The 22,670-nt window shown below is 65.1% G+C and carries 21 protein-coding genes; 15 read left to right on the forward strand and 6 right to left on the reverse strand.

All coding sequences use genetic code 11. The features are described 5' to 3' along the window. Positions 1-14: 14 nt before the first annotated feature. The 7 genes from GTH22_RS06170 to GTH22_RS06200 all read left to right on the forward strand — a co-directional run bounded on the left by GTH22_RS06170 (position 15) and on the right by GTH22_RS06200 (position 6,534). Positions 15-839 (forward strand): isocitrate lyase/phosphoenolpyruvate mutase family protein, encoded by an 825-nt coding sequence (locus tag GTH22_RS06170; protein WP_252943951.1) that lies wholly within the window; start codon positions 15-17, stop codon positions 837-839. A 26-nt stretch (positions 840-865) separates the two neighbouring features. Next, entirely contained in the window at positions 866-1,216 is a 351-nt protein-coding gene (locus GTH22_RS06175) for an MmcQ/YjbR family DNA-binding protein (protein WP_252943953.1), read from the forward strand. A 41-nt stretch (positions 1,217-1,257) separates the two neighbouring features. Beyond that, on the forward strand, positions 1,258-2,148 hold the full coding sequence (locus GTH22_RS06180; RefSeq protein WP_252943955.1) for a YgcG family protein: 891 nt from the start codon (positions 1,258-1,260) through the stop codon (positions 2,146-2,148). A gap of 126 nt (positions 2,149-2,274) precedes the next feature. Further along, the gene (locus GTH22_RS06185; RefSeq protein ID WP_252943957.1) at positions 2,275-2,895 is read left to right on the forward strand and encodes a CDP-alcohol phosphatidyltransferase family protein; all 621 of its coding nucleotides are present in this window, start codon (positions 2,275-2,277) and stop codon (positions 2,893-2,895) included. After that, positions 2,892-4,130 (forward strand): ABC transporter substrate-binding protein, encoded by a 1,239-nt coding sequence (locus tag GTH22_RS06190; protein WP_252943959.1) that lies wholly within the window; start codon positions 2,892-2,894, stop codon positions 4,128-4,130. The genes GTH22_RS06185 and GTH22_RS06190 overlap by 4 nt, the downstream gene beginning before the upstream one ends. 84 nt (positions 4,131-4,214) lie before the next feature. Beyond that, complete coding sequence (locus tag GTH22_RS06195) at positions 4,215-5,891, forward strand: ABC transporter permease (protein ID WP_252943960.1); 1,677 nt, start codon at positions 4,215-4,217, stop codon at positions 5,889-5,891. Beyond that, positions 5,884-6,534 (forward strand): ATP-binding cassette domain-containing protein, encoded by a 651-nt coding sequence (locus GTH22_RS06200; protein WP_252943962.1) that lies wholly within the window; start codon positions 5,884-5,886, stop codon positions 6,532-6,534. The genes GTH22_RS06195 and GTH22_RS06200 overlap by 8 nt, the downstream gene beginning before the upstream one ends. Before the next feature lie 12 nt (positions 6,535-6,546). On the opposite strand, the gene GTH22_RS06205 is transcribed toward GTH22_RS06200, so the two are convergent. After that, on the reverse strand, positions 6,547-7,743 hold the full coding sequence (locus tag GTH22_RS06205) for a DUF2235 domain-containing protein (protein ID WP_252943964.1): 1,197 nt from the start codon (positions 7,741-7,743) through the stop codon (positions 6,547-6,549). 156 nt (positions 7,744-7,899) lie between these two features. On the opposite strand from GTH22_RS06205, the gene GTH22_RS06210 reads away from it, so the two are divergent. Both GTH22_RS06210 and GTH22_RS06215 read left to right on the forward strand, forming a co-directional pair. Beyond that, positions 7,900-8,595, forward strand: a complete 696-nt coding sequence (locus GTH22_RS06210; RefSeq protein WP_252943966.1) for a hypothetical protein — start codon at positions 7,900-7,902, stop codon at positions 8,593-8,595. Between the two features lie 126 nt (positions 8,596-8,721). Continuing rightward, complete coding sequence (locus GTH22_RS06215; RefSeq protein ID WP_252943968.1) at positions 8,722-10,926, forward strand: NADP-dependent isocitrate dehydrogenase; 2,205 nt, start codon at positions 8,722-8,724, stop codon at positions 10,924-10,926. 61 nt (positions 10,927-10,987) lie between these two features. Here the strand turns inward: GTH22_RS06215 and GTH22_RS06220 are convergent, their stop codons facing one another. Next, a complete protein-coding gene (locus GTH22_RS06220) occupies positions 10,988-11,836 on the reverse strand; it encodes a methyltransferase domain-containing protein (protein ID WP_252943969.1) in 849 nt (282 codons plus the stop codon). A 130-nt stretch (positions 11,837-11,966) separates the two neighbouring features. Here GTH22_RS06220 and GTH22_RS06225 point away from each other — a divergent pair, with 130 nt between their 5' ends. Then, positions 11,967-13,175, forward strand: coding sequence for an NADP-dependent isocitrate dehydrogenase (locus GTH22_RS06225; RefSeq protein ID WP_252943971.1), 1,209 nt, complete (start codon positions 11,967-11,969; stop codon positions 13,173-13,175). Between the two features lie 55 nt (positions 13,176-13,230). Here the strand turns inward: GTH22_RS06225 and GTH22_RS06230 are convergent, their stop codons facing one another. Then, positions 13,231-14,013 (reverse strand): hypothetical protein, encoded by a 783-nt coding sequence (locus GTH22_RS06230; RefSeq protein WP_252943973.1) that lies wholly within the window; start codon positions 14,011-14,013, stop codon positions 13,231-13,233. Between the two features lie 301 nt (positions 14,014-14,314). Between GTH22_RS06230 and GTH22_RS06235 the strand changes: the two genes are divergently transcribed. The 4 genes from GTH22_RS06235 (at position 14,315) to GTH22_RS06250 (ending at position 17,859) form a co-directional block, all read left to right on the forward strand. Beyond that, positions 14,315-14,650, forward strand: a complete 336-nt coding sequence (locus GTH22_RS06235; RefSeq protein WP_252943975.1) for a multidrug efflux SMR transporter — start codon at positions 14,315-14,317, stop codon at positions 14,648-14,650. Between the two features lie 78 nt (positions 14,651-14,728). Continuing rightward, complete coding sequence (locus tag GTH22_RS06240) at positions 14,729-15,340, forward strand: YitT family protein (protein WP_252943977.1); 612 nt, start codon at positions 14,729-14,731, stop codon at positions 15,338-15,340. Between the two features lie 59 nt (positions 15,341-15,399). Then, the gene (typA, locus tag GTH22_RS06245; RefSeq protein ID WP_252943978.1) at positions 15,400-17,220 is read left to right on the forward strand and encodes a translational GTPase TypA; all 1,821 of its coding nucleotides are present in this window, start codon (positions 15,400-15,402) and stop codon (positions 17,218-17,220) included. A 54-nt stretch (positions 17,221-17,274) separates the two neighbouring features. Then, complete coding sequence (locus GTH22_RS06250) at positions 17,275-17,859, forward strand: VOC family protein (protein WP_252943979.1); 585 nt, start codon at positions 17,275-17,277, stop codon at positions 17,857-17,859. 5 nt (positions 17,860-17,864) lie between these two features. Here GTH22_RS06250 and GTH22_RS06255 read toward each other — a convergent pair whose 3' ends face one another. Continuing rightward, positions 17,865-18,152 carry a DUF1330 domain-containing protein gene (locus tag GTH22_RS06255; RefSeq protein WP_252943980.1) on the reverse strand — a complete coding sequence of 96 codons (288 nt, stop codon included), beginning with the start codon at positions 18,150-18,152 and terminating at the stop codon, positions 17,865-17,867. 196 nt (positions 18,153-18,348) lie between these two features. Continuing rightward, on the reverse strand, positions 18,349-19,437 hold the full coding sequence (recA, locus tag GTH22_RS06260) for a recombinase RecA (RefSeq protein WP_305884658.1): 1,089 nt from the start codon (positions 19,435-19,437) through the stop codon (positions 18,349-18,351). A gap of 192 nt (positions 19,438-19,629) precedes the next feature. Here recA and GTH22_RS06265 point away from each other — a divergent pair, with 192 nt between their 5' ends. Then, a complete protein-coding gene (locus GTH22_RS06265) occupies positions 19,630-20,247 on the forward strand; it encodes a gamma-glutamyl kinase (RefSeq protein ID WP_252943981.1) in 618 nt (205 codons plus the stop codon). A 27-nt stretch (positions 20,248-20,274) separates the two neighbouring features. On the opposite strand, the gene GTH22_RS06270 is transcribed toward GTH22_RS06265, so the two are convergent. Beyond that, a complete protein-coding gene (locus GTH22_RS06270) occupies positions 20,275-22,557 on the reverse strand; it encodes an ATP-binding protein (protein ID WP_252943983.1) in 2,283 nt (760 codons plus the stop codon). Positions 22,558-22,670: the final 113 nt, after the last annotated feature.

Here is a 22,670-nt window from a genome sequence, read left to right on the forward strand (position 1 = left end):
CGACGGAGGCCATCATGGACAAGTTCGAAACATTCCGCGCCCTGCACGTGCCGGGCAAGCCTTTCATTCTAGCCAATGTCTGGGATGTCGGCTCGGCCCGGATGCTCGCCGGGATGGGCGCCAAGGCGCTGGCAACGTCCTCCGCCGCCCTCGCCTTCGTGCAGGGCAGCGCCGACCTTGGCGTCATCAGCCGCGACGATGCGCTGGCCCATGCCGAAGAGATCGCGGCGGCCACCGATCTGCCGGTGCAGGGCGATTTCGAGAACGGCTTTGGCGATGATCCCGATGTGGTGGCCGAAACCGTGCGCCTCGCCGCCGAGGTCGGGCTGGCGGGCATCTGCGTCGAAGATCTCTCCTACCCCGCCTGCACCCCCTATCCCGCCGAGCTGGCCACCGAGCGGACGAAGGCAGGGGCTGCGGCAGCGCGGGCGCTGAGGCGTGATTTTGTCTTCGTGGCAAGGGCCGACGGGGTGATGCACGGGCTCTATGACATGCAAGAGGCGCTGGCCCGCGTCGCCGCTTTCGATGCCGCCGGAGCCGATGCGCTCTACGTGCCCCTGCCCCCCACGATGGACGATCTCGCCCGCATCTGCGCCGCCACGCGCAAGCCGGTCAATGCCCTTGCCGCCGGGGCCTTCACCGCCAGCAGCCTCGGCGATTTCGCCGCCGCCGGCGTGGCCCGCGTCTCGCTCGGCTCTTCGCTGGCGCGGGTGACACACCGCGCGATCTTCGACGCCGCGCAGGCTATGCTGGGGCAAGGCGATTTCACCCCGCTGGCACAGTCGATCTCCGGCGGCGAGGTGGAGGCGCTGATCGCCAAGGGCGCTGCCAGCGCCTGACACCATGTAAAGCGAGGAGGAGCATTATGGACAGAGCCAATGTCAACCAAATCTGCGCCGCCTTTCCCGGGGCCGAGGTCTCCGACCCCTGGGGCGGCGGGCATGATGCCTGGAAGGTCGGGGGCAAGATGTTTGCCTGCATCGGCGCAATGGGCCAAGGCGTGAGCGTGAAGACCGACAGCATCGAGACCGCACAACTGGTGATCGAGGCAGGCCACGGCGAAAAGGCCCCCTACTTCCACCGAAGCTGGGTTCTGCTGCCCTGGGGGATGGTGGAGGATGCCGAGGTCGAGGAGCGCCTGCGCAGCTCCTATGCTCTCATCCGCGCCGGTCTGACCAAGAAGGCCCAGGCCGCGCTGGCCCCCTTCACAGCCTGAAAATCCTTGCCAGACTCGCGCCCTCATGGCCAAATTCGGCCATGACATTTCAAATCCGCGTATTTCGCCCCGCCCAATTGCTTCTGGCCGTTCTGGCCCTCACCCTGCTGCCTGCGCTTGCCCGCGCCCAGAGTTATCCCGACCTTCCGTCGACCTATGTGCTCGACGATGCCTCGGTTCTGTCGGACGCGCAGGAAACGGCCATTGCCGAGGCACTGGCCAAACTGAAGGCCGAGAACGGCGTGGAGATGGCAGTGGTCACGGTGATGTCGACCGCGGATTACGGCGGCTTCGACACCATCGAGAGCTTCGTGACCGGGCTCTTCAATGAATGGTCTCTGGGTGACGAGGAAAAGGGCGATGGCATCCTGCTGTTTCTCGCCCGCGCCGACCGCGAGGTGCGTGTCGAGCTGGGCAGCGGCTTTGGCGCCGAATACGACAAGGAGAGCGCGCGTATCATCGACGAGGTGATGCTGCCCGCCTTCCGCGAAGATCGCTATGGCGACGGTGTGAATGACGGCGCGATGGCCGTGATCACCCGCATCGCCACGCCCTTTGCCACCCCGGCCTCCGCCTCGGGTGGCGAGAGCGCGGCGGCGGATGGCGAAAAGTCGGGCGGCGGCATGACCCTCGGCATCATCGGCGCGGTGATTGCCGGGGTGGTCGGCCTTGTCGTGTTCGGGGCCAAGCGCGCCAAGGCCAACCGGGTCTGCGACGCCTGCGGGGCCAAGGGGCAGGTCACGATCAAGAATCGCACCGTGCAGCAGGCCACCGAAACTTCCAACGGTCTGGGCGAGAAAACCACCACCTGCGGCGCCTGCGGCCACACCAAGACAGAGCCCTACACCATCCCCCGCAAGAGCAAGCCTTCCAAGACCGCCGAAACCGGCGGCGGCAAGTCCGAAGGTGGCGGCGCATCGGGCAAGTGGTGACGGGCTGAGCCTGCCCGCCCTCCCGGCCGGGCCCGCCTCACAAACGCGTCACGCGCTGTTACAGCCGGTTGCCAGCGGGTCGTGCAAAGCGCCATAACCCCCTGAAACCATGGGGATGGCTCACCAATGCTCGACGGCGTCGCACGAAGGCTGATCGACCCGCCGCTCAACCGCGCCGGTTTGGCGCTGGCGGCGCGCGGCTGGCAGGCCGATCATGTCACGCTGGCCGGGCTGGGGCTCGGGCTGGTGGCGGCTGCGCTGATCTGGGCCGGGTTGCCGGGCCTCGCGCTGGTGCCGCTTCTCGCCTCGCGCCTTGCAGACGGGCTCGATGGCGCTGTGGCCCGCGCCACCGCCAAGACCGACTTTGGCGGCTACCTCGACATCTGCGCCGACTTTGCCTTCTACGCCGCGATCCCGCTGGCCTTCGTTCTGGCCGACCCGGGTGTGCATGGCGCGGCCGGGGCCTTCCTGCTCGCCAGTTTCTACATCAACGGCACCACCTTTCTGGGCTACTCGGTGCTGGCCGAGCGCGCGAAGATGCAGACAACGTCGCGCGGGGCAAAGACCCTCTACTTCACGGGCGGACTGCTGGAGGGCACCGAGACCATCGTGTTCTTCTGCGCCCTCTGCCTGCTGCCGGGGCTCTTCACCCCGCTGGCCTGGGCCTTTGGTGGCCTATGCCTCGTCACCGCCATCAGCCGGGTTCTACTCGCCCGCCACACATTCACCGGGGAGGAAACCCAATGAAACACACCCTCGCACTGCCGCTTACCCTTGCCCTCGGGCTCGCCAGCCCGGCCCTCGCCGGTCCGGACCCCGAGAGCCTGAGCACCGGGCTGACCCCGGAGGCCTGGCAGGAGGTGCGTGCCGCCGCAGAGGGCCAGACCGTCTATTGGCACGCATGGGGCGGCTCGACCACGACCAACGCCTTCATCGACTGGGTCGGAACCCGGGTGAAGGAAGAGTACGGCGTGACCTTGGAGCACGTGAAGCTTTCGGACACCGCAGATGCCGTAGGCCGCGTGCTCGCCGAGCAGCAGGCCGGTCAGAACGAGGACGGCGCGGTCGACCTCATCTGGATCAACGGCCCGAACTTCGCCGCCATGAAGGGCCAGAACCTGCTGTTCGGCCCCTTCGCCGAGAGCCTGCCCAACTGGCAGTATGTCGACGTCGAGAACAAGGACGTGCAGACCGACTTTACCGTGCCGGTCGAGGGCTACGAGGCACCCTGGGCCATGGCGCAGGTGGTCTTCATCCACGACGAGGCCCGCCTGCCCGAACCGCCCCGCTCGATGGCGGCCCTGCTCGAATGGGCCAAGGCCAACCCCGGCCGCTTCACCTTTCCCCAGCCGCCCGACTTCCTCGGCTCGACCTTCCTCAAGCAGGCCTTGATCGACCTAAACGGCACGGATGAGGCCCTCTCGGAGCCGGTCGACGCGGCGGACGATTACGCCGCCAGCACCGAGGCCCTCTGGTCCTTTATCGACGCCCTCACCCCCAACCTCTGGCGCCAGGGCCGGGCCTACCCGCAAACCGGGCCGCGCCAGTTGCAGCTCATCGCCGATGGCGAGGTGGACCTGGCGATTTCCTTCTCCCCGGGCGAGGCCTCGGCCGCCATTGCAAACAACGAGCTGCCCCCCACGGCGCGCACCTATGTGCTCGACGGCGGCACCCTCGGCAACGCCAGCTTCGTCGCGATCCCCTACAACTCCTCCGCCAAGTCGGGCGCGATGATCGTGGCCGATTTCCTGATGTCCCCCGAGGCACAGGCCAGGGCGCAAGACCCCGAGGTGCTTGGCTACGGCACGGTCCTCGCGATGGACAAGCTGGGCGCCGATGAGCGCGCCGCCTTCGAGGCGCTCGACCTAGGGGTTGCCACCCTGTCGCCCGAGGAACTCGGCAAGGCGCAACCCGAGCCGCACCCGTCCTGGACAACCCGGCTGACCGAGGACTGGATCGCAAAGCACGGCGTGAAAGAGTGACCGAGGGCGGCGCCCCTTCTCCCTGCAAGCCGGTCTCGCCTGCGCGAAGAGCGGCCGGGGGATGAGGCGCCGCACAACCCGACCATGAGCCTGCCCCGCGCCACCCTGCCCGCGCTCACCATCGCGCTGCTGACGCTGCCTGTCGGGCTGGGGCTGTTCTTCACGCTCGCCCCGGCGCTCGGCTACATGCTGCCCCCCGGTCCCGCCCCCTTCATGCAGCTGATGGACTGGCCCGGCATCGGCCCCGCCACGCGGCTTTCGCTCACCACCGGGCTCGCCGCCACCGCCCTGTCGCTCGCCATCACCGCGCTTGTCGCGGCAGGCTGGCAGGGCACCCGCGCCTTCACCATCCTGCACCGCCTGCTCTCGCCCCTGCTTTCGGTGCCCCATGCCGCTGCCGCCTTCGGCCTCGCCTTTCTCATCGCGCCTTCCGGCTGGCTCGCCCGCGCGCTTTCTCCCTGGCTGACCGGCTGGCAGACCCCGCCTGATCTGCTGATCGTGCAGGACAGCGCAGGCCTCGCCCTCATCGCCGGGCTGACCGCCAAGGAAACGCCCTTCCTGTTGCTGATGCTGCTGGCCGCCCGCTCCCAGACCCGCTCCGAGGCCCATGCCCGCGTCGCCACCACCCTCGGCTATCCGCGTGCGGTGGGCTGGCTGCTGGTGGCCTTTCCCGCGCTCTACGCCCAGATCCGCCTGCCGGTCTACGTGGTGCTGGCCTACTCCATGTCGGTCGTCGATGTCGCCATGATCCTCGGCCCCAACACGCCCCCTACCCTCGCGGTCCAGATCACCCGCTGGATGTCGGACCCCGACCTTTCGCTGCGCGGCGTTGCCGCCGCAGGGGCGCTCTGGCAGCTGGCGCTGGTGCTCTCCACCCTCGCGCTCTGGCGTCTTGGCGAGGCCCTTGCCGCCGGGGCCGGTCGCGCCCTTGCCACCTCGGGTCACCGCCTTCCGGGCCTCAGTGCCGGGCTGAAGGCGCTCGGCCTTGCGCTCGGCCTGGCAGTTGCACTCTCGGTGCTGGCCGGGCTTGCCTCGCAGGCGCTCTGGTCGGTCGCGGGATATTGGGGCTACCCCGACGCCCTGCCCGACGCGCTGTCTGTGAAAACATGGATGCGCCATGGGCCGATGCTCTGGCCGGTTGCCCTCACCACCCTCTTCGTTGCCGCCGCCGCCGCGCTGGCCGCGCTCGCCCTCGTCACCGGCTGCCTCGAGGCCGAGGCGCGCCATGGGTTCCGGATGGGCGCCGGCGGGCGGCTGATCCTCTACCTGCCGCTGCTGATCCCGCAGATCGCCTTTCTGCCCGGCCTGCAGGTGCTCATGCTCACCCTCGGGCTGCGCGAGGGGCTTTGGCCCGTGGTGCTCTCGCATCTCACCTTCGTGCTGCCCTACACGCTCATCGCCCTCGCCGGCCCCTACCACGCCATCGACCCGCGCAGCTTCACCGTCGCCGCCGCCCTCGGCACCTCGCCGGCCGGTCGGTTCTGGCGGCTGCGCCTGCCGCTGCTGCTGGCCCCGCTGCTCACGGCCTTTGCCGTGGGCTTTGCGGTGTCGGTCGGGCAATACCTGCCCACGCTGCTGCTTGGCGGCGGGCGCGTGACCACGCTGACGACCGAGGCCGTTGCCCTCACCTCGGGCGGCGACCGTCGTGCCATCGGGGCCTATGCGCTGGCCCAGACCGCCGCCGCCCTGCTGCCCTTCGCCCTCGCCCTCGCCATTCCGAGGCTCGCCTTTGCCAACCGGAAAGGAATGCGCGGTGGATAGCGGGCTGACCCTCGACAGGCTTGAAGTCATGCTGGGCAGCACCTGCTTGCTCGGCCTTTCGGCCACCATCGCCCCGGGCGAGGTGCTCACGCTCATGGGCCCCTCAGGCGTGGGCAAATCGGCCCTTCTGGCGGCCCTGACCGGCACGCTCACCGCGCCTCTTGCGGCAGCAGGCGAGGCGCGGCTCGATGGCGCCAGCATCACCGATCTGCCCGCCGAGCGCCGCCGCCTCGGCATCCTGTTTCAGGAGAGCCTGCTGTTTCCGCATCTCTCCGTCGCCGGAAACCTCGCCTTCGCCCTGCCGCCCGGCCCGCGTGCAGCCCGGCGCGCCGCAATCGCTCAGGCGCTTGCCGACGTCGGGCTCGATGGCTTCGGCCCGCGGGATCCGGCCACGCTCTCGGGCGGCGAGCAGGCGCGCGTGGCCCTCATGCGCACCCTGCTGGCCGAACCGAAGGCGCTTCTGCTCGACGAGCCCTTCTCCCGTCTCGACGCGGCCCGGCGCGAAGAGGTCCGCAGCCTCACCTTCGATCACGCCGAAAAGCGCGGCCTGCCGGTGCTGATGGTCACCCATGACGCCGAAGATGCCCGCGCCGCCAAGGGGCGGGTGCTGGAGGCACAGCCCGGGCGGATCGTGGGCGACTGACGCCGAGATCGCCTAGGTGTCGGGCCGCGTGAGGTCGGCATCGAAAGGCCGCAGCGCGGGCGGGCGATAGTCGCTCAGGGCGAGGTAACGCTCCTTCGCGGGCGGCGAGATATCCCAATAGTAGTCGGGCCCGATGGGCACCTTGCGCATCTCGCCCGTCGCCGGGTCGGGCACCTCCATCCGGCCGACCCGGTCGAGCACCCGTCGGCGCAGCATACGGGTGGCAAACCCGGGCGGGCCGGACTGGTTGAAGAGAGAGGGCTCAAGCGCGTTTGCCTCTGCCGCAAACACCTGAAGCTGGGTGCCGTCAAACTCTAGCCCCTGCTCGCGCGCGCCCTCCACCACCCATCCGAGGGTGATGTTGCTCAGCCCGGCAATATCGCCGCCCCCGCCCACCGAGCCATGATCGCCGGCAAACCAGAGCTGCTGATAGCTGCGCTTTCGGTCCGGGTTCTCGCGGTTCAGATCGCCGAGGTTGCCCCAAAGCGTCGGCGGAAAGGCCTTGCGCCGCTCGTCGATCGAGACCGCGTGGCGAGCGGCCATGACCATGCCGGTGAGCTGGGTGTCATGAAAGCCCTGGCTCTGGTTGAAGATGCGCGACAGGGTCTTGTAGTAGCCCGGTATGCCGAGCGCCCCGACCGTGTCCCAGATGCCGAGGTAGGTGACCGTGAGCATCGGCACCGGCGGATGGCCCTGCGCCTCGCGCCAATCGGCCTCCTTCTGCGACGTGACCACATCGGGCGAATAGCCGAAGCGAAATGCGTGGCTTTCCTCGCTCGAGGGCTTGGTGCTCGGGTCGTTGTCGCGGTAGCGCTTCAGCGCCTCGCCCGCCTTCCACGCCTCGGTGTGCCGCGGCAGGCCGGAGGCCCGGATCAGCCCCACCAGCGAGCGGGCCGTGAAGGCGCCGCGGGAAAACCCGAAGACATAGATTTCGTCTCCCGGCTCATATTGTTCGATCAGGAAGGTGTAGCCCTCGAGGATGTTGCGGGTGACGCCCACGCCGAAGACGCCGCCGGTGATGCGATCGAGCTTCTTGCGCCAGCCGGTCTTGCCAAAGCCGGTGCCCACGCCCGGAATGTACTTGAGGATCTGGGTGGTCCCGTCTTCCGCCGTGCGCCGGGTGATGCGGTGGAGATGGAAGACGTTGGTGGGGTGCGTGGCATCCGGTGTGTTCCAGGTGCCATCGCAGAAAATCGCGATGCGTTTCATTGGGTCAAATGCTCCGATGTCAAATGTTCGGCCGGCGCGGGAAATCGGCCGCTGGAAATGCCGTCACTCTACCACAAGATGTGTGCCCTGTCGCCGCTCGGGTGACAGGGTGGCTCGCCCGAGTTAGGTTTCCCGCGCCTACCGGGGAGAAGCTGCATGTCGCAATCCGTTATAATTCTGCTCGTGGTGATGGTGTTCGTCGGCCAGATCGTGCTGGTCGGGGCGCTGCTGTGGTGGGCCCGGAAGCGCGAGGCGCTGCTGCGCGCATATTGTGCCGCCGCAGGCTGGAGCTACAAGAGCGGCCGCGAAGGCCGCAACACCACAACCCAAATCACCGCCCCCCGCGAAGGATGGAAGCTGCGGGTTGTGACGGGTCGCTCTTCGGGCTCGCAGAACAGTTCCTCGACCCGCACCACCGAGTGGAACGACCCGTCGCTTGCCCTGCCGCACGGGCTGGCCCTGCTGGCGCTCGACATTCCCGGCAGCCGTGGCGCGGATGTGCAACGGTTTGCCGCGATGATGGGCGGCAAGCTGGGCCAGGCCATGCTCGGTAAGCTGCTGGGTTCAATGGCGGAGGAGGTGCCCGACCTGCAGGTGGTGGAGCTGGACGACGGCCCCGGCCTGCTCATGGCCACTCCCGGCATGGAAGATGCGCTGCGCCCGATCGCCCTGCACCCCGCGCTCGCCAGCGCAGGCAGTGCCCTGCCCCGTGGCGGCTTGCCCGCGGTGCTGCGCAGCCGGGAGGGCCTGTCGGTCAGGCTGCGTCGCGCCCTGCACAAGCCGGAGGAGATCGAAGCCCTCGTGACGCTCGGCAAAACCCTGTCGGCGGCGCTGCGAACCTCGGAGACCTAGAGCGGTATACAACGGCATACCTTCCATGCGCCGAGGATTTGAGCTAGGAGTTCCGCAGCATTCCGATTCCGCACCGCAGCAGCGGGCCGCGAAGAGGTTCACCAACACAGCGAGGGGGCTCACCCGATGGCCGATAGCAACACGCCCGACATCATCTACACCAAGGTCGACGAGGCTCCGGAACTGGCCAGCGCCTCGCTCCTGCCGATCATCCAGCGCTTCGCCAAGGCGGCGGGCATCACCGTTGGCACCAAGGACATTTCTCTGGCCGGGCGCGTTCTGGCCACCTTCCCCGAGTATCTCGGCGAAGATCAGCGCATCGCCGACGACCTCGCCGAATTGGGCGAACTGGTGAAGACGCCCTCCGCCAACGTCATCAAGCTGCCCAACATCTCGGCCTCTGTCCCCCAGTTGGCGGCGGTCGTAAAAGAGTTGCAGTCCAAGGGCTTCGCTGTTCCCAACTACCCCGAGAACCCCACCACCGACGAAGACAAGGCCGTGCGCGCCAAGTTCGACGCGATCAAGGGCTCTGCGGTGAACCCGGTCCTGCGCGAAGGCAACTCCGACCGCCGCGCCGCACAGGCCGTCAAGAACTACGCCCAGGCCAACCCGCACCGCATGGGCGAGTGGACAGCCGAGAGCAAGACACGAGTCGCCTCGATGCCCGGCAACGACTTCTTCTCAAACGAGGTCTCGACCACGCTCGACAACGCCGCGACCGCCAGGATCGTGCTTGAAACCGCATCCGGCGAGACCGTGCTGAAAGAGGGTCTCAGCTACCCCGCCGGCACCGTGGTGGATGCCGCCTTCATGTCCGCCGACGCGCTCGATGCCTTCCTGGCCGACGAGATCGAAAAGACCAAGGCCGAGGGCGTGCTGTTCTCGCTGCACATGAAGGCCACCATGATGAAGGTCTCCGACCCGATCATCTTCGGCCACGCGGTTAAGGCCTGGCTCGCGCCGGTCTTCGAGCAGTACGGCGACAAGCTGAAGGCGCTGGGCGTCAACCCCAACGGCGGTCTCGGCTCTCTGCTCGACAAGGTGAAGGGCGACGCCGAAATCACCGCCGCGATCGAGAAAATCACCGCCGAGCGTCCGCCGATGTACATGGTGAACTCCGACAAGGGCATCACCAACCTGCACGTGCCCTCCGACGTGATCATCGACGCCTCCATGCCCGCGCTGATCCGCGCTGGTGGCAAGGGCTGGGGGCCGGATGGCAAGGAGCATGACACCGTCTGCGTCATCCCCGACAACAGCTATGCGCCGGTCTATGACGAGACCATCAAGTTCTTCAAAGAGAACGGCAAGCTGAACCCCGCCACCGCCGGCACCGTGCAGAACCTCGGCCTGATGGCCCAGAAGGCTCAGGAATACGGCTCGCACCCCACCACATTCGAGATCCCCGAGGAGGGCACCGTGAAGATGGTGCTGGAAGACGGCACCGTGCTGCATTCGCACAGCGTGAAGAAGGGCGACATCTGGCGTTCGGCTTCGGCCCGCAAGGCCCCGATCGAAGACTGGGTCAACCTCGCCATCGCCCGCCAGAAGGCCACCGGCTACCGCTCCATCTTCTGGCTCGATGAAAAGCGCGGCCACGATGCGGAGCTGATCGCCTACGTCAAACCCATCCTCGAAGCGGCTGGCGTTGCGGATAAATTCGAGATCATGGCCCCGCGCGAGGCAACCCGCGCCAGCCTCGAGACGATCACCAAGGGCGAGAACACCATTGCCATCACCGGCAACGTTCTGCGCGACTACCTGACCGATCTCTTCCCGATCCTCGAGCTTGCGACCTCGGCCAAGATGCTCTCCATCGTCAAGCTGATGCAGGGCGGCGGGCTGTTCGAAACCGGCGCCGGCGGCTCGGCCCCGAAGCACGTGCAGCAGTTGCAGGAAGAGAACCACCTGCGCTGGGACAGCCTTGGCGAGTTCTGTGCCCTCGGTGAAAGCTTCCGCTTCCTCTCCGAGGCAAAGAACAACCCCAAGGCCAAGGTGCTGGGCGATGCCGTGGATGCTGCCACGCAGGGCATTCTCGACAACAACCGCTCTCCCTCCCGCAAGGTGGGTGAGCCCGACAACCGCGACAGCCACTACTGGTTCGCCCGATATTGGGCCGAGGCCCTAGCCGCGCAGGACGAAGATGCCGAGCTGGCCGCCGAGTTCGCCCCCCTCGCCAAGGCACTTGCCGATGGCGAGACCGCGATCACCGGCGAACTGGCCGCAGCGCAGGGCAAACCGGCCGATACGGGTGGTTACTTCGTGGCTGACCCGGCCAAACTGGACAAGGTTATGCGCCCGAGCGCCACGCTCAACGCCATCATCGGCTGAGATCGCCTTTAAAAACAATGCGAAAGCCGGGCCCCGTGCCCGGCTTTCCTGCGTTTGGGCCCTAGGTCGCCACTGCCGAGATCACCGCCGCCGGGATCGGCACGATCCACTCGGGGCCATTCCCATGGTGCGCCAGGACCTGCGCCACCACATCGGCGCGGATTGCCGCCCTCTGTGCCTCGGGCTGTGGGCGCAGCAAGGCCCCGCCTCGCGCTGTGCCCTCGCGGAAATAGTCGAAGGGTGTTCCGGGGTCGCGTGTTACCCAGCTCGACGCAACGATCTCGCAGGTGCAGCCCGAGAAGCCTGCCGCTTCCAGCGCCGGAAAGGCCCGCGCAGGGTCGGCGTAGTCATTTGCGCCCGGCCCGGGTGGAAGCTGCACCGAGGGGTCGCCGTGCCGTGCGATGGCACCGAAGACATATCCGAAAGCCCCCTCCACCTCGGGCCCGCACCAGACAGAGAAGGCAACCCGCCCGCCGCGGCGCAACACCCGCCGCGCCTCGTGCAGCACGCGGGGCGGGTCGGGGACATGGGGCATCCCGAAGCCGATCGTCACCCCGTCAAAGCTCCCGTCCGCGAAATCTGGGGCCATGGCATCGCCCTCGTGGAAGAGAGCGTCCGGAACGGCCGCGCGCGCCAGCTCCAGCATGGCGGGCGAGAAATCGAGGCCCGTCACCTCGGCCCCCGCGGCCACCAGCCCGGCCGACACATTGCCATGGCCGCAGCATAAGTCGAGCATCTTGGCGCCCGCCACGGCCCCTGCACCGGCCACCAGCCGGGGCACCACCATGTCTGCCGCGCGCGCAAAGTCCCGCGCGTAGGCCTGCGCCACATCGGCCCGGTCCCATTCGCGCTTTTCCAAGGTTGCAAAGTCTCTGGTGTCCATCAGCCGCCCCTCCCGGATGGCATCCATGATGCCGCATGACTCAGGGGTAAGGCAAAGATCGCGGCGGCATAAACCGGATCTACATATCTCTGTGCTCTTTCTGCGCTGCCGCATGGCTGCTATAGGCAAGAGAAGCTGCAAAATCAGGAGCGTGCCCATGTCGAAGATCAAAGTCGAAAACCCGATGGTCGAGATCGACGGCGACGAGATGACCCGGATCATCTGGGATTTCATCAAGAAGAAGCTGATCGAGCCCTATCTCGACATCGACCTGCTCTATTACGACCTCGGAATCGAGGTGCGCGACGAGACCAACGACCAGATCACCATCGACGCCGCCGAGAAGATCAAGGAAGTTGGCGTTGGCGTGAAATGCGCCACCATCACGCCCGACGAGCAGCGGGTTGAGGAATTTGGCCTCAAGAAGATGTGGCGCAGCCCCAATGGCACGATCCGCAACATCCTTGGCGGCGTTGTCTTCCGCCAACCAATCATCTGCAAGAACGTGCCCCGCCTCGTGCCAGGCTGGACCTCGCCCATCGTGGTGGGCCGCCATGCCTTCGGCGATCAATACAAGGCGAGCGACTTCCACTTCCCGTCCGGCGGCAAGTTGACGATGAAATGGGAAGGCAACAATGGCGAGGTGATCGAACGCGAGGTGTATGACGCGCCGGATGCGGGCGTTTACATGGGGATGTACAACCAGGACCCGTCGATCCGCGATTTTGCCCGCGCCAGCTTCAACTACGGGCTCAACATCGGCTGGCCGGTGTATCTTTCGACCAAGAACACCATCCTCAAGGCCTATGACGGGCGCTTCAAGGATCTGTTTCAGGAGATCTACGACGCCGAGTTCAAGGAACAGTTCGAGGCCAAAGGGCTGTGGTACGAGCACCGGCTGATCGACGACATGGTGGCCTGCGCGCTGAAGTGGAACGGCAAGTTCGTCTGGGCCTGCAAGAACTACGATGGCGATGTGCAGTCCGACACCGTTGCGCAGGGCTTCGGCTCGCTAGGCATGATGACCTCGCAGCTGATGACCCCGGACGGCCAGATCGTGGAGGCCGAGGCGGCCCATGGCACGGTGACGCGGCATTATCGCCAGCATCAGGAGGGCAAGAGCACCTCGACCAACTCCATCGCCTCGATCTACGCCTGGACCGGCGGTTTGCGCCACCGCGCCAAGCTCGACAAGAACGAGGCGCTCAAGGGCTTTGCCGAGACATTGGAAAAGGTGATCGTGGACACGGTGGAAAGCGGCCACATGACCAAGGATCTCGCCCTTCTGGTCGGCCCCGATCAGGGCTGGCACACCACCATCGGTTTCCTCGAAAAGATCGACGAGAACCTGCAAAAGGCGCTGTGACCGCAGCCCTGATGCAAAGGGAAAAGGCCGGGGGATCGCCCCGGCCTTCGCCGCTTCAGCGCCCGAAGTAGGCGTTGACGGTGTCGCGGGCGACTTCCTGAAGGAAGGCCGCATCCTCGGCGCTCACCCGGCCGAAGTAGTCATATTCGTTGCCCACCGGATCGGCCCCGTAGAGCGTGGCATAGGCGGTGGCGGCGGCGAGGAAGGTGCCGAGCAGCGTGGGGTGGCTACCGTCGTAATCCTGCTGAAGCGCCATGTCGGGGCGGCGCTTGTAGGCCTCCTCGAAGGCCAGCGCGACAGGGATGACGATGGCATCAATCTCGTTGCCCGCCTCGGTGTAGAACCGCTCGTTGGCGCGGATGTTCTCCGGATCGGCGCTGTTGTGGGGCGCGACATAGGCGTGGGGCATGTAAAGCGCGATCTTGCCGCCACGGCCCTCGACCAGCTCCTTGGCCTTCACCACCGCATCCATGTAGCGCTTCTGGTTCTTTTCCGAGAGCGCCGCGTTGGAATGGCCCTGAAGCAGCACCAGCTCGAAGGGTTCATCGACGCCGATCTGCCCCGGCCCTGTCAGCCAGTCGAGGTTGTGATGGTCCAGCCGCGCCCCGCCGATGGTCGCGGATTTATACTGCGGCTCCACCTCGGTGCCCGCCATGACCATGCGGCGCAGATGGTTGTGCAGGCTGTCGTTGTAATAGAGGTAGCTGTTGCCAACGAGCAGGACGCGGGCCGGATTTTCGGCCTGCGGCTGGGTAATTTCAGGGGCGACATCCTGCGCGGCAAGAGGTGTTGCAAGCACAGCGATAGCGGCCGCCCGAATGAGCGTTTTACGGAACATGGTGTCCTCCCAAGATTGAAGCCCCGGCCCTCCGGCGGAGCATGTGCAGTGACGGTATCGTGAGGTCATCCTTTCACAACGAAAAAGCATGATAAGAGCAGGCATCTTGCTATTTATCTCACGTTTCCAATCACCTAACCGCCAAGACACCACCCCGCCGCCGTCTCCCTTGTGCGAAATTCCACACACCTCCGAGGCGTAACTGTGTGGCAATGCGCACAGGCGGGGACTCGCCCCTGCCGGCCCGACGGGGTAAGGATTCGTCACTGCCAATGCAGCTCGCCCCCTCCATGGATCCCCGATGCCCAAGACCTATCTCTTCCTCGTGCTCGCCATTGTCGCCGAAACGGTGGGCACCGTCGCCTTGCCCGCCACCAAAGGCTTCACCCGCCTCGCCCCCGCCGTGCTGGTAGTCGTGGCCTATGCGGTGTCGTTCTACTTCCTGTCGCTGACGGTGAAGGTGATGCCGGTGGGCGTGGTCTATGCCATCTGGTCGGGCCTCGGGATCGTGTTGATCGCGATGATGGGCCTGCTGCTCTACAACCAGAAACTCGACCTGCCCGCCATAATCGGCCTCGGCCTCATCCTGTCGGGCGTTCTGGTGCTGCATCTTTTCTCATCGGCAACGCCGCACTGAGAGGCAGCCGCACCGACGAGCCCGCCCTGCCCCTCCGGCATGGTTTGACCCCACACCCCTCTCTGGGCCAGATGCACCATGACCACGCCGAATGACTCGCCGCACTATTCGCTCCTTGAAGATGCCCAGGGCCTTCTCGTCGCCTCGGCGCAGGCGGCGCTTGGGGTGCACCTTCTGCGGGCGGCAGGGCTGATCTCCAGCGGCACGGCGGGCACCGCGCTGATCATCGCCTATCTCTCGGGCTGGTCCTTTGGCGTGGTGTTCTTTGTCATCAACCTGCCGTTCTATGCCTTCGCCTGGCGCGCACGGGGGATGATCTTCTGCATCAAGTCGCTTGCCGCCGTCACCCTGCTTTCCATCATGGCCGAAGTGCTCAAACCACTGCTCCAGATCGCCCAGATCCACCCCGCCGCCGCTGCCGTGCTCTTCGGGGTGGCCGCGGGCGTGGGGCTGCTCGGCCTGTTCCGCCACTCCGCCTCGCTCGGGGGCGTGTCGATCATTGCGCTGATCCTGCAAGACAAATACGGCTTCCGCGCAGGATGGACCCAGCTCATCCATGATCTGGTCCTCTTCACCGTCGCCGCCTTCGTCCTACCGCTCTCCGCCGTGCTCTGGTCGCTCCTCGGCGCGGTGATCCTCAACCTTGTCGTTGCGTTCAACCACCGCCGCGACTGGTATGTGGTCACATAGCCCCTAGCCTTTCGCCGCAGTGCAGGATATGCGCGGCCCGAACAGTCAAAGAGAGCCCCATGGACCTGCGCAACATCGCCATCATCGCCCACGTCGACCACGGCAAGACGACCCTCGTGGACGAGCTTCTGAAGCAATCCGGCGCATTCCGCGAAAACCAGGCAGTGGCCGAGCGGGCGATGGACAGCAACGACCTCGAGCGCGAGCGCGGCATCACCATTCTCGCCAAGTGCACCTCGGTCGAGTGGAAAGGTGCGCGGATCAACATCGTCGACACTCCCGGCCACGCCGACTTTGGCGGCGAGGTGGAGCGGATCCTGTCGATGGTTGATGGCGTGGTGCTGCTGGTGGACGCCGCCGAAGGCCCGATGCCGCAGACCAAGTTCGTCACCTCCAAGGCGCTCGCTCTCGGCCTGCGCCCGATCGTGGTGCTCAACAAGGTCGACAAGCAGGACGCCGAGCCGGACCGTGCGCTGGATGAGGTCTTCGACCTCTTTGCCGCTCTGGATGCCGATGAGGACCAGCTCGACTTTCCTCACCTCTATGCCTCCGGGCGCAGCGGCTGGTGCGACACCGAGCTGGACGGGCCGCGCAAGAACCTCGAGGCCCTGTTCCGCCTGATCGTCGATCATGTGCCTGCCCCGAAGCAGCAGAAGCACGCCGGCGAAGATTTTCGGATGCTGGCCACCACGCTGGGGGCGGATGCCTTCATCGGTCGCACCCTGACGGGGCGCGTCGAGTCGGGCCGTATCAAGGCGGGCGCGACCGTGCAGGCGCTGACCCGCAACAACCAGAAGATCGAGCAGTTCCGCGTTTCCAAGATTCAGGCCTTCCGGGGCCTCGGGCTTCAGGAAATCGAAGAGGCGGTTGCCGGCGATATCGTAACGCTGGCCGGCATGTCGAAGGCGACCGTGTCGGACACGATCTGCGCGCTGGCCGTGGAAGAGGCGCTGGACGCCCAGCCGATCGACCCGCCGACCATCTCCGTGACCTTCGGCATCAACGACTCGCCGCTTGCAGGCCGTGACGGCAAGAAGGTGCAGTCGCGCGTGATCCGTGAGCGGCTGATGAAGGAGGCCGAGGTCAACGTGGCGATCAAGGTGTCCGACACCCCCGGCGGCGAGGCCTTCGAGGTGGCGGGCCGCGGCGAATTGCAGATGGGCGTGCTGATCGAGAACATGCGCCGCGAGGGCTTTGAGCTTTCCATCTCGCGCCCGCAGGTTCTGATGCGCGAAGAAGACGGCCAGCGTCTTGAGCCCATCGAAGAAGCCACCATCGACGTGGATGACGAGCATTCCGGCGCTGTGATCGAAAAGCTAACCGGCCCGCGCAAGGGCGAGTTGGTCGAGATGAAACCGGCGGGGGCTGGCAAGACCCGGATCATCGCCCATGTGCCCTCGCGCGGGCTGATCGGCTATCACGGAGAGTTTCTTACCGACACGCGCGGCACCGGCGTGCTGAACCGCGTGTTCCACGGCTGGGCCCCCCACAAGGGCCCGATTCCGGGCCGCCGCGCGGGTGTGCTGATCTCGATGGAGCCGGGCGAGGCCGTGGCCTATGCGCTGTGGAACCTTGAGGACCGGGGCCGCATGTTCATCGGCGCGCAGACGCCGGTCTATACTGGCATGATCATCGGCGAGCACAGCCGCGAGAACGACCTTGAGGTGAACCCGCTGAAGGGCAAGAAGCTGACCAACGTGCGCGCCTCGGGCACCGATGAGGCCGTCCGCCTGACGACGCCGATCACACACTCGCTCGAAGAAGCAATCGCTTACATCAACGACGACGAGCTGGTCGAGGTCACGCCCAACGCTATCCGCCTGCGCAAGCGCCATCTTGATCCGCATGAGCGCAAGAAGGCTGCGCGCGCAGAGGGGTAACACCCGTCCTCCGGATGGATATAGGGTGGGCAAAACCCACCATCCGGAGGTCACATGCTAAAGATCCAGACCCAGGGCGTGCATCACATCACGCTCACCGGCGCCGACCGGCAGACATCCATCGACTTCTGGGAGGGCGTGCTCGGCATGCCCTTCCTGTTCGAGCAGCCCAACCTCGACAATCCGGAAGAAAGCCACCTTTATTTCGATCCCGGTGACGGACGGTTGATCACCATCTTCACCGACGAGAGCCGCACTCCGAACCGGCGGCGCACCCCCACCGAGCCCGGCTGCGTGCACCACCTCGCCTTCATCGTCTCCAAGGTCGTCTGGAACCAGGCCCAATCCAGGATCGAAGCCCGCGGCATCGGGCATTCCGGCCCCAAAGACCGCGGCTTCATGGATTCAATCTACTTCAAGGATCCGCTCGGTCTGCTGATCGAACTGGCCTGCTACAAGTTCGACCCGCCCGCCGGAAGCACCCATGCCGAAGTGCTGGCCGAAGCCCATAAACTTCGCGTCGCGGCGGGAGACAAGGCCATCGGCGATGTACATCTCGCAGATGCAATCGAAGCCCTTGTCGCGAGGAAATCCGGGTCATTGTCCAGCGACCGAAACCCCAAGAACCCTTACGCCTGAGGCGCCTACTCCGAGGTTTCAACCACCATCAGCTCGCGCTCGCTCGCGCCACGCGCGTGGTTGAGCGCCTCTTGATACTCCGGCGAATTGTAGCACTCCACCGCGGCTTCAACCGACGGGAAGCGCGCCACAACGTTGCGCGGCCGTTCCTTGCCCTCAAGCTGAACGAACTTCCCGCCTCTTGCGATGAAGCTTCCGCCATGCTTCGCAATCGCCGGTCCGGCCAGCTCGGCGTATTTTCCGTAGGCGTCGGGGTCAGTGACAGTCACGTGGGCAATCCAGAGAGCGGGCATGGGGCGTCCTATTCAATAGTGGTCAGGCCGGAGAGGTCGTCCCGTTGGATTGCGGGCCATGACTCTCGGTTACATGCCTGATCTAGCTGCCCCGCGACCGGAATTGCAACTCGTCCCCTGCCCTGCGAGGCCCTGAAAAGAACAAAGGCGGCCATCAAGGGCCGCCTTCGAAAAATTCAGTCAGGAGCCGAGACCCTCAGGATTCGAACATCTCGTCATCATCACCACCGGCGCTGTCATCCTTGTCGGCCGCGTCAAACTCGAGCCCGTGCGATGCCCGGATCTTGTCTTCGATCTCAAAGGCGATATCCGGGTTATCCTTCAGGAACTGCTTCGAATTCTCCCGGCCCTGGCCAATGCGCTCGTCGCCGTAGGAGAACCACGCACCGGACTTTTCCACCACGCCGGCTTTTACCCCGAGGTCCAGCAGCTCGCCGGTTTTCGAGATACCTTCGCCATACATGATATCGAATTCCACCTGCTTGAACGGCGGGGCGACCTTGTTCTTCACGACTTTCACGCGGGTCGCGTTACCCACCACCTCGTCGCGGTCTTTGATCGAGCCGATGCGGCGGATATCGAGGCGCACCGAGCTGTAGAACTTCAGCGCGTTGCCGCCGGTGGTGGTTTCGGGCGAGCCGAACATGACGCCGATCTTCATCCGGATCTGGTTGATGAAGATGACCATGCAGTTGGAGCGGCTGATCGAGCCGGTCAGCTTGCGCATGGCCTGGCTCATCAGACGGGCGTGAACGCCGACGCTGGAATCGCCCATGTCGCCTTCCAGCTCCGATTTCGGGGTGAGCGCGGCAACCGAGTCGACCACAACCATGCTCACGGCCCCGGAGCGCACCAGCGTATCGGTGATCTCAAGCGCTTGTTCGCCGGTGTCGGGCTGCGAAATCAGCAGCTCGTCGAGGTCGACACCCAGCTTGCGGGCGTATTGCGGGTCCAGCGCGTGTTCGGCGTCGACAAAGGCACAAACGCCACCCTTCTTCTGCTCTTCGGCTACGCAATGCAGTGTCAGGGTGGTCTTGCCCGAGCTCTCCGGACCATAGATTTCTATGATCCGGCCCTTCGGCAGCCCGCCGATGCCAAGGGCAATGTCGAGCCCGAGGGAGCCCGTGGAAGTCGATTCGATGTCCGGCAACTGGTTTTCGCCGCCGAGCTTCATGATCGAACCCTTGCCGAACTGCCGCTCAATCTGCGCCAGCGCGCTGTCGAGCGCCTTTTGCTTGTCGCCGTTAGGTGATTTGCCCATGTCCAGAAGTTTCGCTGTGCCCATTATTCCCGTCCTTATTCCATATGCCGCGCGGGGCGGCAATGACTGCCGTTGTTCTCTTCTTGTTCTCTGCTTTATGCGATCAAAACGAGAACAAAGCAAGATGAATCTTCACCACCTCATCTTGGACTCCCCTTGGTTAATGAAGCGTGAACGGTTACGAAAAGCATCGCGGCGCAGCTAAAGAGGGATTGGATGCTGGTATTCTGGGACGCACGGCTTGTGCTTTTGGCTACGCCCAAGACGGGGACCCATGCGCTCGAATCCGCGCTCGGAAACGAGGCCGATATCGCCTTTCGGCATCCGCCATTCGTCAAGCACATGGGGTTTGCCTGGGTAAACCGCCTGATGCCCCGGATCGTCGGTGAAAAGGAGTGGCCGAGTTTTCGCACAGTTGCCGTGATGCGCGAGCCGCTTGACTGGCTCGGAAGCTGGTATCGCTATCGCCGGCGCAACGATCTGGTAGGGCAGAACAACTCGACCCGCGACATGGATTTTTCCACGTTCCTGAAAGGCTACCTGAAAGACTCTCAGCCCGCTTATTCCCGCTTGGGTCGCCAGTGGAAGTTCCTGCGCCGTGACGACGGGCGAGTCGGGATAGATTATCTCTTCCCTTATGAACGTTTCGACACGCTCGTGGACTTCCTCGAGAACCGGCTGGACCGCGAGATCAAGCTGGAGCAGGAGAACGTGTCGCCCGAAGCGCCATTGGAGGTCGACCCCGGGCTGGCCGCGCCCTTGGCGAAAGCGCTCGAGAAGGATTTTCGGCTTTACGACGCGCTGATCTCCGGCGGCGACTGGAAGAACATCTGAAACTCGTCCGATGTCGGTAACGGACTTTCAGTGGGTCTGATCGTGGACCTTGGCGGTCAGCTCATTCAACGAGAAGGGCTTCGGCAGAAACACCGAGTTTGGAATCAAGGCCTGCTCATTGTCAAAGCTGTCCTCTGCGTAGCCTGACACGAAGACAACCTTCACATCCGGACGCATCTCCAAGGCTTTGCGCACCCAACTCGGGCCGTCCATGCCCGGCATGATCACGTCTGTCACGAAGACATCCACTTTCAGCTCAATGTCTTCAAGCATCTTCAGCGCGTCCTCTGCGTTCTCTGCCTCCAGCACTGTGTAGCCTCTCATCCGCAAGGCCCGCGACGCAAAGGCCCTTACCGGCGCCTCATCCTCCACCAAAAGGATGACGCCTTCGCCCTCGGCGGAGTGGTCGCGCGGAACGGCGTCCGCCGTCGGGCGCGGCGCCTCCTCGGGGCGATCATGGACCGGGAGGTAGAGGGTGAAACAACTCCCCTGCCCCAGAACGGAATCCACGAAGATGTAGCCGCCCGTCTGCTTGACGATTCCATAGGCGGTCGAAAGCCCGAGGCCGGTGCCTTCGCCGGGACGCTTCGTGGTCCAGAACGGTTCGAAAACCTTGCCGATCTTGTCGGGATGGATGCCAGACCCCTCATCGGAAACGCAGACAACCACGTATCCCCCGGGCGGCACTGTTGCGCGATCCCGATGCATCTCCTCTTTCAGCACGCGCTGTTGGGTCTCCACGGTGATCGTGCCGCCCTCGGGCATGGCATCGCGTGCATTCACCACCAGATTCATGATGACCTGCTCAAGCTGCCGCTTGTCGGCGCGGATCGAGGGCAGGTCGGGCTCGTGACTGAGGGCCAAATTCACCCGCTCTCCCACCAGTCGGTTGAGCAGATGGCCAAGATCCGAGAGGGTTTCGCGCATGTCCAAAACCTCGGGCTGGAGGTTCTGCTTTCGCGAAAACGCCAGCAGCTGGCCGACCAGACTGGCCGCGCGGTTGGCGTTCTGGTTGATCTGCACCAGATCGCCGTAATCAGGATCTCCCTGATCGTGGCGCAGCAGGAGCAGGTCGCAGTGGCCCGCGATGGCGGTCAGCAGGTTGTTGAAATCATGCGCCACACCGCCGGCAAGCTGACCGATCGCCTGCATTTTCTGGCTCTGAACAAACTGCGCCTCCAAGGTCTTCAACTCGGTGGCATCGTTCAGAACGGCCACCAGAGAGGCCTCGCCATCCTCAACCACGCGGCTGAGGGAAATCTGCAGGAAGACGTCCTGAACCGGCAGCTTGGCGCGGGCCACCTCAGGGCGCAGCGGTCCGCGGCCCTCGGCAGCCTCTGCAACCCAGTCTCGGACCGAGCGCCCAAGGCCTTCGACCAGATCCGCGAAGGACATGCCGACCAGTGCATCATGCCCCAGCAGCTCCCGCGCCAGCCGGTTGGCCATGGTCAGAGTGCCATCACGCTGGATGCGCAACAGGGCGACGGGCATATGGTCCAGCAGTTCGAGGGACGCGGTGCCATCCTGGACCGGCCGCCCCGGAACATCGGTGGATGGCAGCAGATACACCTCCCGCCGCCCGGCCTGCCCCGCGATTTCCACCACGTGGCAGCGCAGTTCGCCCACAGAGGCGGTAATGCGCTGCGGGCCGCTGATCCCGGCTTCGGACACGTCGACGATGATGTCTTCAAGCCGCTTGGCTCGCCCGCCGATCACTCGGCGCAGCGACTCGTTCATGAACAGGACCGCGCCGGTCTTGTTGATCGTCATCATAGGAAGGCTCAGGCTTTCTGCGCCTCGGGAACCTTCACGTTCCACCATGTCTTCCATCCGCCACAGGAACCCGTCTTCCCCGAGCCGATGCACGACCAGCCTCATATGGCCCTTGCGGGTGACGACATCTTCAGCGGCGTGGCCCCGGGTATCGGCCCTTGTCTCGAGCCGGCGAAGCAGCGCGGCCGGATTGGCGAGCAGATCCCGCATAACCCGCGGCAGGCTCTCGCCCGCATTGACGGAAAAACGCTTGCGCGCACTGGCGTTGAAATGGGTAACGGCGCCATCAAGGTCGGTGGTGAAACAGGGAGAACTGTCGAGCTCGGTGAAGCCTGCAACGGTTTCGGCAAGGGCCTTTTCGGCCACCGCCTGCCGCGCGCTCATCAGGCGCAGAAGCACCAGCAGGGCGGTCAGCGTTGCGCCACACGTGATGAAGATCAGCGACAGCTCAACCCCGGGCAGAACCACCCCGACAGAGACCAACACCAGAGCCAGCCCGAGAACCTGCCAAATCCTTCCCCGAAACGCCTGCGCCATTCGCGCAAGTGGTGAAGGTGTCAGCGCAGGGTGTGACACAGGTCGGAACTCCCTTTGATTCGTTGCAAAGCACCATCGCCCAAAAATCGTTAATCGGCGATTAAGACACCCGG

It is taken from the genome of Oceanicola sp. 502str15 (assembly GCF_024105635.1).
GTDB lineage: Bacteria > Pseudomonadota > Alphaproteobacteria > Rhodobacterales > Rhodobacteraceae > Vannielia.

Coding starts and splice junctions, on each gene's coding strand:
- GTH22_RS06270 (WP_252943983.1), bottom strand. CDS start 22,557: ATGGCGCAGGCGTTTCGGGGAAGGATTTGGCAGGTTCTCGGGCTGGCT.
- recA (WP_305884658.1), bottom strand. CDS start 19,437: ATGGGCACAGCGAAACTTCTGGACATGGGCAAATCACCTAACGGCGAC.
- GTH22_RS06235 (WP_252943975.1), top strand. CDS start 14,315: ATGCCCAAGACCTATCTCTTCCTCGTGCTCGCCATTGTCGCCGAAACG.
- typA (WP_252943978.1), top strand. CDS start 15,400: ATGGACCTGCGCAACATCGCCATCATCGCCCACGTCGACCACGGCAAG.
- GTH22_RS06215 (WP_252943968.1), top strand. CDS start 8,722: ATGGCCGATAGCAACACGCCCGACATCATCTACACCAAGGTCGACGAG.
- GTH22_RS06265 (WP_252943981.1), top strand. CDS start 19,630: ATGCTGGTATTCTGGGACGCACGGCTTGTGCTTTTGGCTACGCCCAAG.
- GTH22_RS06205 (WP_252943964.1), bottom strand. CDS start 7,743: ATGAAACGCATCGCGATTTTCTGCGATGGCACCTGGAACACACCGGAT.
- GTH22_RS06240 (WP_252943977.1), top strand. CDS start 14,729: ATGACCACGCCGAATGACTCGCCGCACTATTCGCTCCTTGAAGATGCC.
- GTH22_RS06195 (WP_252943960.1), top strand. CDS start 4,215: ATGAGCCTGCCCCGCGCCACCCTGCCCGCGCTCACCATCGCGCTGCTG.
- GTH22_RS06185 (WP_252943957.1), top strand. CDS start 2,275: ATGCTCGACGGCGTCGCACGAAGGCTGATCGACCCGCCGCTCAACCGC.
- GTH22_RS06230 (WP_252943973.1), bottom strand. CDS start 14,013: ATGTTCCGTAAAACGCTCATTCGGGCGGCCGCTATCGCTGTGCTTGCA.
- GTH22_RS06250 (WP_252943979.1), top strand. CDS start 17,275: ATGCTAAAGATCCAGACCCAGGGCGTGCATCACATCACGCTCACCGGC.
- GTH22_RS06210 (WP_252943966.1), top strand. CDS start 7,900: ATGTCGCAATCCGTTATAATTCTGCTCGTGGTGATGGTGTTCGTCGGC.
- GTH22_RS06220 (WP_252943969.1), bottom strand. CDS start 11,836: ATGGATGCCATCCGGGAGGGGCGGCTGATGGACACCAGAGACTTTGCA.
- GTH22_RS06255 (WP_252943980.1), bottom strand. CDS start 18,152: ATGCCCGCTCTCTGGATTGCCCACGTGACTGTCACTGACCCCGACGCC.
- GTH22_RS06190 (WP_252943959.1), top strand. CDS start 2,892: ATGAAACACACCCTCGCACTGCCGCTTACCCTTGCCCTCGGGCTCGCC.
- GTH22_RS06180 (WP_252943955.1), top strand. CDS start 1,258: ATGACATTTCAAATCCGCGTATTTCGCCCCGCCCAATTGCTTCTGGCC.
- GTH22_RS06170 (WP_252943951.1), top strand. CDS start 15: ATGGACAAGTTCGAAACATTCCGCGCCCTGCACGTGCCGGGCAAGCCT.
- GTH22_RS06225 (WP_252943971.1), top strand. CDS start 11,967: ATGTCGAAGATCAAAGTCGAAAACCCGATGGTCGAGATCGACGGCGAC.
- GTH22_RS06175 (WP_252943953.1), top strand. CDS start 866: ATGGACAGAGCCAATGTCAACCAAATCTGCGCCGCCTTTCCCGGGGCC.